Below are 10836 nucleotides of genomic sequence, written 5' to 3' on the forward strand. Positions count from 1 at the left end.
GTGCGCACTGCTTCTTTCACAGAGAAACAGTATCCACTCCGGTGCCCGTGCGGCCGAATCCCGCGCCGATCGCTCCGGGGTCAGAGGTCGCGCACGCGCGCGATCAGGGCATCGGTGAACTCGGCGGTCGACGCCGTGCCGCCGAGGTCGGCGGTGGCGATTCCGGAGCCGACCGTCGCGTCCACGGCAGCGTCGATCCTGCGCGCAGCTGCGGCGAAGGAAGGATCGGATGTGTCGCCGATCCGGTCGAGAAGCATTGCCGCAGAAGATATCAGCGCGATGGGATTGACCCGGCCGAGACCGGCGATGTCGGGCGCGGCACCGTGTGACGCCTGCGCCATCGTTCTGGTGCCCGAGGCGTTGACCGACGCCGCGGTGCCGAGCGAACCCGACAACTCGGCGGTCAGATCGGAGAGGATGTCGCCGAACATGTTTTCGGTCACGATGACGTCGTAGCGGTCGCCGTGCCGGACCAGCAGCGCTGCCATCGCGTCGACGTGGGCGTCGTCGACCTGCACGCTCGGATAGTCGCGGCCTACTTCGCGGCACACGTCCCGGAACAGTCCCGTGGTCATCGACAGCACATTTGCCTTGTGGACGATGGTGACGCGGCCGCGGCGCTTCGACGCGAGGTCGAACGCGGTCCGGGCGATCCGCTCACACGCAGCCCGTGTGACGACACCCACGGCAAGGGCGACGTCGGGGGTCGGCATGAATTCACCGCTTCCGACCGCCATGTTGCGGTCCGCGTAGAAGCCCTCCGTGTTCTCACGGACCACCACCAGGTCCATCGCCGGTGAGACCGCCCGCACGCCGGCGAGTGCGCGGGCGGGCCGGATATTGGCATAGAGGTCGAAGTGCTTGCGGATGCGTCCGCCCGGCGTCAGCTGTCTCCGGTACGGCTCCGGGTACGACGCACTGTCGTGCGGACCCAGGATCCACGCGTCGAGGCCCTCGAGCGCGTCGAGCGTCTCCTCGGGCAAGGGCGTGCCGTGCGTGTCGATCGCCTCGGCCCCGATCGGCAGCGGGACCCACTCCACCCCGATTCCTCCGGCCGCGGCGACCGCCGCATCCACGACCTCCCGCGTTGCCGGGACGATCTCGTGGCCGATGCCGTCGCCTTCGAGAAGGCCGATGCGGTGTGGACCTGTTCCGGGGAGCGCTGCCGGTCGTGTCGCGTCGCGGGGCGTTGCGGTCTGGTCGGTCACCCGGTCATCATTGCTCACCATGGTGCAGTCGGTGGAACTGCTGCTCGACGACCGCCTCGACGCGGCGGTGCGTGACGAGTGGACACGCATGCTCGACGGGGGAATCGACAGTCAGGGCCGTGTCCGCTCCCCGACCAATCGCCCGCACGTGACCCTGTTCGTCTCGGCCGAGATCCCGGCCGAGGTCGAGGACGCCGTACGCGCGACCCTCACCGACACTCCCCTGCCTGTGCGGCTCGGGGGTGCCATCGTGTTCGGCGATCGGCACGCGACCCTCGCGCGCCTGGTCGTACCGTCGTCCGCGCTCCTCGATCTGCATGCGCGGATCTACGAACTGCTGAAAGTGTGCCCCGGGATACCGGCACACATCCGGCCCGGCGAGTGGACCCCGCACGTGACCCTGGCCCGGCGGGTTCCTGCCGATCGCATCGGAGCGGCCCTCGTCGCGGCACATATCGGGGGCCACGACCTGAGCGGGACGAGTGCCGGGATCCGCCGGTGGGACGGCGCAGCCAAGCGCGAATGGCGTCTGGTCTGACCGCGTACCCGGAGGGTGCTCAGAACGTGTAGTCGCCGAATTGCGTTGTCTCCAAGTGGGTATCGGGCGTCCTCCCGAGGAGCGCGAGCACGTCCAGGACCAGCAACACGGCCAGGAACAGAATCAGCAGCGAGATCATGGTTACCAGCGTCGCCCTCGTCCACCCGCCACAACAGTGGCAGAAAAGACATGATTACTCGCTTTCCTGCCACCCAGGGTGCAGACTGACGTCATGGCCGACAAACTCGAGACAGTGGTGGTCCCGGTCCTGCCCCGGACCGAGATGTTCGAACTCGGTGTCGCGTGCGAGGTCTTCGGATTCGACCGATCCGACGACGGCCTGCCCACCTACGATTTCTCGCTGATCGCCGGGAGCCCGACTCCGTCCCGGACCCGCTTCGGGTTCACGGTCGACGCGCCCTACGACCTGACGAAGATCGACGAAGCCGATCTGGTGGTGCTTCCCGCCGGCGGCACGGACATGGCCTCCCTCGACGATCCGTCCTTCCTCTGCGGGAAGGGTGCCGACGCATCCGAACTCGAACCGCTGTTCGAGCGTCTCCGCGCGGCAGTCGACCGCGGTGCCCGCGTTGCGAGCCTGTGCACCGGAGCGTTCCTCCTGGGTGCGGCGGGGCTTCTCGACGGCCGGCGCTGCACGACCCACTGGCGACATGCCGAGCGACTCGCCCGGATGTACCCCGAGGCGCGGGTCGACCCCAATGTCCTCTACGTCGACGACGGCTCGGTGCTCACCAGCGCGGGCACCGCAGCCGGCATCGATCTGTGCCTGCACATCGTGCGCACGGTGCAGGGCTCCCACGTCGCCAACTCCATCGCCCGGCGCATGGTCGTTCCCCCGCACCGCGACGGCGGCCAAGCGCAGTACGTCGCGATGCCGCTGCCGGAATGCGAATCCGAGGCTCTGGCCCCGCTCCTCGACTGGATGACCGAGAATCTGGGCCTCGACCTGCCCGTTCCGGCGCTCGCCGCGCGGGTGCACATGTCGCCGCGGACCTTCGCGCGGCGTTTCGCCGCCGAGACCGGCACCACTCCGGCACGGTGGTTGCGCGACCAGCGCGTTCTCGCTGCCCAGCGACTTCTCGAGCACAGCGACCTCCCGGTCGACGTGGTGGCGGACCGCGTCGGGTTCGGTACCGCCGCGGTGCTCCGGCAGCATTTCCTGCGGCTTCGGCAGACCACGCCCCAGGCTTATCGGCGTGCGTTCCGAGCAGCCGAAGCGGTACCGGTGTCCTGACCACCGGGCCCGATCGACGGGCCGAGCACGCCGCACGGGCGGAACCACTCGCGTAGCGTGGCGGGAAGAAAACGAGACGTCCGGATGTTGGAACCGTCGATACGCCGACGAAAGGATTTCCGTGGCAACCCAAGCTCTCACGCAGCAGAACTTCGATGAGGTCGTCACCAGTAACGACATCGTGCTCGTCGACTTCTGGGCCGATTGGTGCGGCCCGTGCAAGCAGTTCGCCCCGACCTTCGAGGCATCGTCCGAGGAGCACCCCGACGTGGTGCACGCCAAGGTCGACACCGAGGCCGAGCAGGGCATCGCGGCAGCGGCGAACATCAGGTCGATCCCGACGATCATGGCCTTCCGGGAAGGCATTCTCGTCTACAACCAGGCCGGTGCCCTTCCCCCGGCTGCCCTCTCCGATCTCGTGAGCCAGGTCAAGGCACTCGATATGGAAGATGTGCGCAAGCAGATCGCGGAAGCGCAGAACGCCCAGAACTGACCGACCCGGACCACGGTCCGTCGCGGCCGTGCCTCCCCGTCACGACAACGTCCTCCCCACCCCGCGCGGGTAGGGAGGACGTTGTCGTCTTTGCCCGGTATCCGGTGGGTGCGGCCCGTCAGTGGGCGGCGGCGTCCCAGCTGCGGCCGTAGCCGACCGAGACATCGAGCGGCACCGACAAGTCGATCACGGAGTCCATCTTCTCCCGCACGATCGCCTCGACCTGCTCGCGTTCCTCGTCGACGACCTCGAGAACGAGTTCGTCGTGCACCTGGAGCAGCATCCGGGACCGCAGGTCCGCGGCCCGCAGCGCGCGCTGCACATCGATCATGGCCACCTTGATGATGTCGGCAGCCGTGCCCTGAATCGGGGCATTCAGCGCCGCGCGCTCGGCCACCTCCCGGCGTTGACGATTGTCGCTGTTGAGGTCCGGCAGGTAGCGGCGTCGCCCGTACAGCGTCGAGGTGTAACCGACCTTGCGGGCCTCCTCGACCACATTGTGGAGGTAGTCGCGCACCCCACCGAACCGGGTGAAGTACGCCTCCATCTGCGCACGCGCCTCGTCCGCGGAGATCTTGAGCTGTTGCGCGAGACCATAGGCGCTCAGCCCGTAGGCCAAACCGTAGGACATGGCCTTGACCCGGCGTCGCAATTCCGGAGTGACCTCCTCGAGCGGCACCCCGAACGCCCGCGACGCGACGAACGTGTGGAGATCTTCCCCGGTGCGGAAGGCTTCGATCAGTCCTTCGTCGCCCGAGAGGTGCGCCATGATGCGCATCTCGATCTGGCTGTAGTCGGCGGTGAGGAGCATGTCGAAGCCGTTGCCGACGACGAAACCCTCGCGGATCTGCCGTCCCGCATCGGTTCGTACGGGAATGTTCTGCAGGTTCGGCTCGGTCGACGACAGCCGGCCGGTTGCCGCGACCGTCTGGTTGAACGTGGTGTGGATCCTGCCGTCGTCGGCCACCGATTTGATGAGCCCGTCGACCGTCGTCTTCATCTTGGTCGACTCACGGTGTGCGAGAAGATGTTCGAGGAACGGGTGGCCGGTCTTGTCGAACAGGCCCTGCAGTGCGTCCGCGTCGGTGGTGTACCCGGTCTTGGTCTTCTTCGTCTTCGGCATGTCCAGTTCGTCGAACAGCACGACCTGCAACTGCTTCGGCGAGCCGAGATTGATCTGCTTTCCGATGACCTCGTATGCGGCATTCGCGGCGGCGGCGACGTCGGCGGCGAAACCGGACTGAAGGTCGTGCAGGTGGTCCGCATCCACGGCGATGCCGGTGGCCTCGATGTCTGCCAGCACTTCGAGCAGCGGCAGTTCCATCTCGGACAGCAACGCCACCGACTCGATGTCGGCCAGTTCGGCGTCGAGCGCCGTGGCCAGGTCGACCACCGCGCGGGCAGCGAGGATCTGAGTCTGTGCGGCCTCCTCGTCGACGGCGTCTGCATCGTCGAGCAGGGACAACTGACCGTCGCCGTTGCTTTCCGCCCGCAGTTCCCGCTTGAGGTAACGCAGCGACAGGTCGTCGAGCTTGAAGCTGCGCTGTCCCGGCCGGACGAGGTACGCGGCGAGCGCGGTGTCGCTGGTGAGGCCCGCGAGTGTCCAGCCTCTGCCACGCAAGGCGTGGATCGCCGATTTCGCTTCGTGCAAAGCCTTTTCGACGGCCGGGTCGGCGAGCCACGCGGCGAGCGCGGCGTCGTCCTCGGGAGTGAGAGCGATCGTCGTGACGTAGGCGCCTTCACCGTCGGCTGCCGCGATCGCCACAGCAGTGGCCTCGCCGCCGTACGGCGTTCCGGATCCGACCACCGACAATCCGTGGCGGTGGCCCGCCACAGCGTGCGTGGCGAGCCAGTCGCCGAGCGCACCGGGCTCGACGATCCCGCCGCGCACCTCGAAACCCTCTTCGGCTTCGGGCGCGGACGAGGCGAGCGTCTCGAAGAGGCGATCTCGCAGCACCCGGAACTCGAGGTCGTCGAACAAGCGGTGGATGCGGTCGCGATCCCAGGGCGCGAGCGCGAGCTGATCCGGAGAGTAGGGCAGCGCCACGTCGCGCACCATCTCGGTGAGCTGCCGGTTGAGCAGGACGTTGGACAGGTTCTCGCGGAGCGCGTCGCCCGTCTTGCCACGCACCTCGTCGACCCTGTCGACGAGACCGCTGAGGCTGCCGTACTCCCTGATCCACTTCGCGGCGGTCTTCTCCCCCACGCCCGGGATGCCCGGCAGATTGTCGCTCGGATCACCGCGCAACGCCGCGAAGTCGGGATACTGCGCCGGTGTCAGGCCGTACTTCTCCTCGACCGCCTCGGGGGTGAAGCGAGTCAGGTCGGAGACCCCGCGACGTGGATACAGCACGGTGATGTCGTCGTTGACGAGTTGGAGCGCGTCGCGGTCGCCGGTCACCACCAGCACCTTGTAGCCCAGGGCGTTGGCCTGCGTCGCGAGTGTGGCGATGAGGTCGTCGGCTTCGTACCCCTCGATCGCCATCACGGGAATGCCCATCGCGCCGAGCACATCTTTCGTGAGTTCGATCTGACCCTTGAACTCGTCGGGTGCGGCGCTGCGCTGGGCCTTGTAGGCGGCGAACAGCTCTGCCCGGAAGGTCTTGCGGCTGACGTCGAAGGCCGCCGCCACGTGCGTGGGCTGCTCGTCGCGCAGCAGGTTGATGAGCATGGAGGTGAACCCGTACACCGCGTTGGTGGTCTGCCCGCTGTGGGTCTTGAAGTTCTCTGCCGGCAGCGCATAGAAGGCACGGAAAGCCAGAGAGTGTCCGTCGAGAAGAAGAAGGGTCGGGCGGGCGTCGGCGTCCGCAGTGGGCGTAGTCGAGGAGGATGCACGGGTCACGCGCTCAGTCTAGGGACCGGTCCCGACACCCGTCGAAGCCGCAAGTGCGGTGACACGGGGTCGCCGGCTCCGAAACACAGGTGTTTTCGTGAGATACGGGAACGAAACACGTGGGAAACCGGGGATGTCGGTGCATTTCCGTCATAGCCGCTAAAGTGCCCACTCACGACACCGCCCCAGGCGTCGTTCTCGACCAACTTTGCACCCGATTTGGGAGGACCTGCGTGGCCCCTACGGTGAGATTCCGGCGACGACGATGGGCGTCCGGATTCCAGCTAGTGCTATTGCTGCTTGCGGTGATGTTCGGCCTTGTGGCGGGTGGCGGAAGCGCCGCCGCTCAAGACCCTCCGGAGCCGTCGCCCACAGGCAGCGTCGCTCCTCCTCCCTCCGGGGATACGCAGGTCGCCGACGACGCCGTGACCGTCCGCGGCACACTCAACAACGCGGGAGATCGGCTCGACGGCGTCACCGTCCGCGCGTCGGACGCGTCGGGTGGGGTCGTCGGGGAGACGGAGTCCGCCGACGGTGGCCGCTGGGAACTCGCGGTACCGCCGGGGACATACGTCTTCGAGGTCATCGGTGAGAGCCTCCCCGACGACGTGACCGTGCAGTCGACCGTGACCCGCGATGTCGCCGCCGGCCAGCCCAACACCGTGATCTTCTCGTTCGGTGAGGCAAGGTCCGGGTCGAATGTGGCGTTCGCGGAGACACTGATCCGCACGATTGTCGACGGCTTACGGTTCGGCCTGATCATCGCCATCGCAGGCGTCGGTCTGAGCCTGATCTTCGGGACGACCGGCCTGACGAACTTCGCGCACGGCGAGTTGGTGACGTTGGGCGCGGTCGCGGCCTGGGTCTTCAACGTCAGTTTCGGCATCCATCTGATACCTGCGACGATCCTCGCGATCATCGTCGGCGTCATCATCGGCTGGCTCAACAACGCGCTGGTCTGGGCTCCGCTACGGCGGCGGCGCACCGGCCTGATCGCACAGCTCGTGGTGTCGATCGGTCTCGCCATCGCGTTGCGATACCTGATCCTCATCTTCTTCTCCGACCGCGCTCAGCCCTACAACGACTACCAAGCGCAGCGTCAGCTCCAGTGGGGTCCGCTCGCGATCACCCCGGTCAATCTCGCGTGCATCGTGATCAGCCTGGTGGTGCTCGTCGGGGTGGCCTTGCTGCTCCAGCGCACCCGGATCGGCAAAGCGATGCGCGCGGTCGCCGACAATCGCGATCTCGCCGCGTCGTCGGGCATCGACGTCGAGAAGGTGATCCGCTTCGTGTGGGGCCTCGGCGGCGGACTCGCCGCGCTCGGCGGTGTGTTGTTCGGTCTCTCCGAGCTCGGAGGACGCGTCCAGTGGGAGATGGGCTTCAAGCTGCTCCTGCTGATGTTCGCGGGGATCATCCTCGGCGGACTCGGAACGGCGTACGGCGCGCTGCTCGGCTGCGTCGTGGTCGGGCTTCTCGTGCAGTTGTCCACACTGGTGATCAATCCCGACCTGAAGTACATCGGCGGCCTGCTGGTACTCATCGTGATTCTGGTCATCCGCCCTCAGGGCATCCTCGGCAGCAGAACAAGGATCGGGTGACACATGGACCTCCTCGCTGTTCTCCAAGTGTCCTTCGCGCAGATGATCGGCCCGTCGGCCATCTTCTATGCGCTTCTCGCAATCGGCCTCAACCTCCACTTCGGTTACGCGGGCCTGCTCAACTTCGGCCAGATCGGCTTCGCGCTGCTCGGCGGGTACGGAGTGGGCATCATGACGGTCACCTACGGCCAGCCGCTGTGGGTGGGTGTACTCGTCGGGCTCGCGCTCCCTGCGCTGCTCGCCCTCCTGCTCGGTATCCCGACACTCCGTCTCCGAGCCGACTATCTGGCGATCGCAACGATTGCCGCAGCCGAGATCCTGCGGTTGGTGTTCCGGTCCACCGCCTCCGACTCCGTCACCGGGTCGACCCGCGGACTGTGGGGATTCGCAGGTCCGTTCACGGCGTGGAGCCCCTTCGATTCCGGTAAGCAGTACAACCTGCTCGGGATGCGCTTCTACGGCGACGACCTGTGGGCGATGGTGGTCGGCTGGACGCTCGTGCTCGTCCTGTGCGGCGTCGTCTACCTGCTGTCCCACAGCCCGTGGGGACGCGTCCTCAAAGCGGTCCGAGAGGACGAGGACGCCGCCCGCGCCCTCGGCAAGAACGTGTTCGTCTACAAGATGCAGGCTCTCGTATTGGGCGGCATGATCGGCGGCCTCGGCGGCATCTTCAACGCGCTGCAGACCAAGTCCATCAACCCGGACTTCTATTCCACTGCGCAGACGTTCTTCGCGTTCGGCGCGTTGATCCTCGGCGGCGCGGCCACCGTGTTCGGCCCGGTCCTCGGGGCGATGCTGTTCTGGTTCATCCTCACGCTCCCGGACGCATTCCTGCGCCAGGCGATCTCCGGACCCGATCCGCTGATCTCCCTCACCGAACAGCAGGTCGGGGCGATGCGATTCGTCCTCCTGGGCATCCTCATCGCGGTGATGATGGTGTTCCGTCCACAAGGAATCCTGGGCAGCAAGCGGGAGGTACAACTCGATGCCTGACACCACCATCCGCACGCCTCTGTCGCGCGAACAACGAGTCGCCGTGTTCGCGGATGTCCCCCACGATCCGGGAAGCCCGAAGGTTGATCCGATCCTCGTCGTGGACGACGTTTCCCGGACCTTCGGTGGGCTCAAAGCCGTGGACGTCGCTCACCTCGAGATCCAGCGCGGCTGCATCACCGGCCTGATCGGGCCGAACGGAGCAGGCAAGACGACCCTGTTCAATCTGCTCACCGGGTTCGACCACGCGGATACCGGAACGTGGAGCATGGACGGCCACTCACTCGGCCGCATGGCTCCGCACCGTGTCGCGCGGCACGGCATCGTGCGCACGTTCCAGCTCACCAAGGCGCTGTCGAAGATGACGGTGCTCGACAACGTCCGTCTGGGAGCACGTCACCAGACGGGTGAGCGGATGGCCGGCGCGCTGCTCCCCTGGACGTGGCACGCGCAGGAACGCGCCATCACCGAACGCGCCCACGCGCTGCTCGCCCGGTTCAACCTCGAGCAGAAGGCCGACGATCTCGCCGGGTCATTGTCCGGCGGACAGCGCAAACTGCTCGAGATGGCACGCGCACTGATGACCGACCCCACGATCGTGATGCTCGACGAGCCGATGGCCGGCGTGAATCCTGCACTGACGCAAAGCCTTCTCGGGCACATCAAATCGCTGTGCGACGACGGCATGACCGTGGTGTTCGTCGAGCACGACATGGATGTCATCCGCGACATCTCCGATTGGGTGGTGGTGATGGCCCAGGGATCGGTGATCGCCGAAGCACCGCCGGACGAACTCGCGAACAACAATGCGGTCGTCGACGCCTACCTCGGCAGCCACCACGACCAGGCACTCGAATTCGACGACGAGGGCAATCCCGTCGGCGCGACCGCGGAGTTGGCGGAGGTGCTCGCCGAGGCGGAGGCCCAGGTTCTCGAGTCCGGAGCCGACCTGTCCGACCCCGACGCGGTACGCCCCACCGATCTACCAGGATCCCAGGAGAAGTCATGAGCGACACCCCACCCACCGGGTCCATGACCCCGGCCGAATCGGCCGCGACTCCCGGCGAACACGCGCGGTTGGCCGAGGGTGCGCTCGTGCGCGCGGACGACGTCGTCGCCGGCTACTTCCCCGGCGTCGACATCCTGCGTGGCTGCAACTTCTTTCTCCGCGAGGGTGAGATCGTCGGGATCATCGGCCCGAACGGTGCCGGTAAATCCACTCTGCTCAAAGCGCTCTTCGGCCTGATCCCGGTGCGGCGGGGCGAAGTCACGCTCCGGGGCGAATCGATCACCTCGGAGCCCGCGCACGTCCTCGTGCGCAAGGGCGTGGGGTACGTCCCGCAGACGCAGAACGTCTTTCCGTCGCTGACCATCGAGGAAAATCTCGAGATGGGAATCTACCTGCGGCCCAAGCAGTTCAGTGAGCAGTTCGACCGGGTCTCGACCCTGTTCCCCCTTCTCGGGGAACGCCGCAAGGTCAAGGCAGGAGCGTTGTCCGGTGGTGAGCGGCAGATGGTGGCGATGGGCCGCGCACTGATGATGGATCCGTCGGTCCTGCTTCTCGACGAACCGTCGGCGGGCTTGTCGCCGATGTTCCAGGACGAGGTGTTCATCCGCTGCAAGAAGATCAATGCCGCGGGCGTGTCGATCATCATGGTCGAGCAGAACGCGCGGCGGTGTCTGCAGATCTGTGACCGCGGGTACGTGCTCGATCAGGGCCGTAACGCCTACACCGACACCGGGTCCAACCTCATGCACGACCCCAAGGTCATCGAGTTGTATCTCGGGACTCTCGCGGGCAGCAAGGAGAAGAAGACTCCCTGACGCGCTCGCCCGAACATACCGGTCAGGTGCGGGTCATCCCGGTCCCGGCACCGGTCAAGCTGCAGCCGCCGAACGCGGCCGCCGACGAGGCGAC

Annotated in this window: 9 protein-coding genes; 7 read left to right on the forward strand and 2 right to left on the reverse strand. The window is 66.7% G+C overall.

Annotated elements, in window-relative coordinates; translation table 11 throughout:
- Positions 1-80: 80 nt before the first annotated feature.
- Complete coding sequence (locus tag ACFWBU_RS12695) at positions 81-1208, reverse strand: isocitrate/isopropylmalate dehydrogenase family protein (protein WP_378528426.1); 1128 nt, start codon at positions 1206-1208, stop codon at positions 81-83.
- A 19-nt stretch (positions 1209-1227) separates the two neighbouring features.
- Here ACFWBU_RS12695 and ACFWBU_RS12700 point away from each other — a divergent pair, with 19 nt between their 5' ends.
- The 3 genes from ACFWBU_RS12700 (at position 1228) to trxA (ending at position 3494) form a co-directional block, all read left to right on the forward strand.
- Positions 1228-1746, forward strand: coding sequence for a 2'-5' RNA ligase family protein (locus ACFWBU_RS12700; RefSeq protein ID WP_169652898.1), 519 nt, complete (start codon positions 1228-1230; stop codon positions 1744-1746).
- A gap of 232 nt (positions 1747-1978) precedes the next feature.
- The gene (locus ACFWBU_RS12705; protein WP_169652899.1) at positions 1979-3001 is read left to right on the forward strand and encodes a GlxA family transcriptional regulator; all 1023 of its coding nucleotides are present in this window, start codon (positions 1979-1981) and stop codon (positions 2999-3001) included.
- Between the two features lie 121 nt (positions 3002-3122).
- Positions 3123-3494, forward strand: a complete 372-nt coding sequence (trxA, locus tag ACFWBU_RS12710; protein WP_169652900.1) for a thioredoxin — start codon at positions 3123-3125, stop codon at positions 3492-3494.
- A 118-nt stretch (positions 3495-3612) separates the two neighbouring features.
- On the opposite strand, the gene polA is transcribed toward trxA, so the two are convergent.
- Positions 3613-6336 (reverse strand): DNA polymerase I, encoded by a 2724-nt coding sequence (polA, locus tag ACFWBU_RS12715; protein ID WP_169620025.1) that lies wholly within the window; start codon positions 6334-6336, stop codon positions 3613-3615.
- A 224-nt stretch (positions 6337-6560) separates the two neighbouring features.
- Between polA and ACFWBU_RS12720 the strand changes: the two genes are divergently transcribed.
- Genes ACFWBU_RS12720 through ACFWBU_RS12735 form a run of 4 tightly spaced genes read left to right on the forward strand, consistent with a single transcriptional unit; the run spans position 6561 to position 10742 of the window.
- The gene (locus ACFWBU_RS12720) at positions 6561-7925 is read left to right on the forward strand and encodes a branched-chain amino acid ABC transporter permease (RefSeq protein WP_378528427.1); all 1365 of its coding nucleotides are present in this window, start codon (positions 6561-6563) and stop codon (positions 7923-7925) included.
- A 3-nt stretch (positions 7926-7928) separates the two neighbouring features.
- On the forward strand, positions 7929-8918 hold the full coding sequence (locus ACFWBU_RS12725) for a branched-chain amino acid ABC transporter permease (RefSeq protein ID WP_072698960.1): 990 nt from the start codon (positions 7929-7931) through the stop codon (positions 8916-8918).
- The gene (locus ACFWBU_RS12730) at positions 8911-9927 is read left to right on the forward strand and encodes an ABC transporter ATP-binding protein (RefSeq protein ID WP_169620028.1); all 1017 of its coding nucleotides are present in this window, start codon (positions 8911-8913) and stop codon (positions 9925-9927) included. Before ACFWBU_RS12725 ends, ACFWBU_RS12730 begins: the two co-directional genes overlap by 8 nt.
- Entirely contained in the window at positions 9924-10742 is an 819-nt protein-coding gene (locus tag ACFWBU_RS12735) for an ABC transporter ATP-binding protein (RefSeq protein WP_169620029.1), read from the forward strand. The genes ACFWBU_RS12730 and ACFWBU_RS12735 overlap by 4 nt, the downstream gene beginning before the upstream one ends.
- The last annotated feature ends 94 nt before the right edge of the window (positions 10743-10836 follow it).

Origin of the sequence: Rhodococcus sp. NPDC060084 (assembly GCF_042730335.1) — a bacterium.
Lineage (GTDB): Bacteria > Actinomycetota > Actinomycetes > Mycobacteriales > Mycobacteriaceae > Rhodococcus.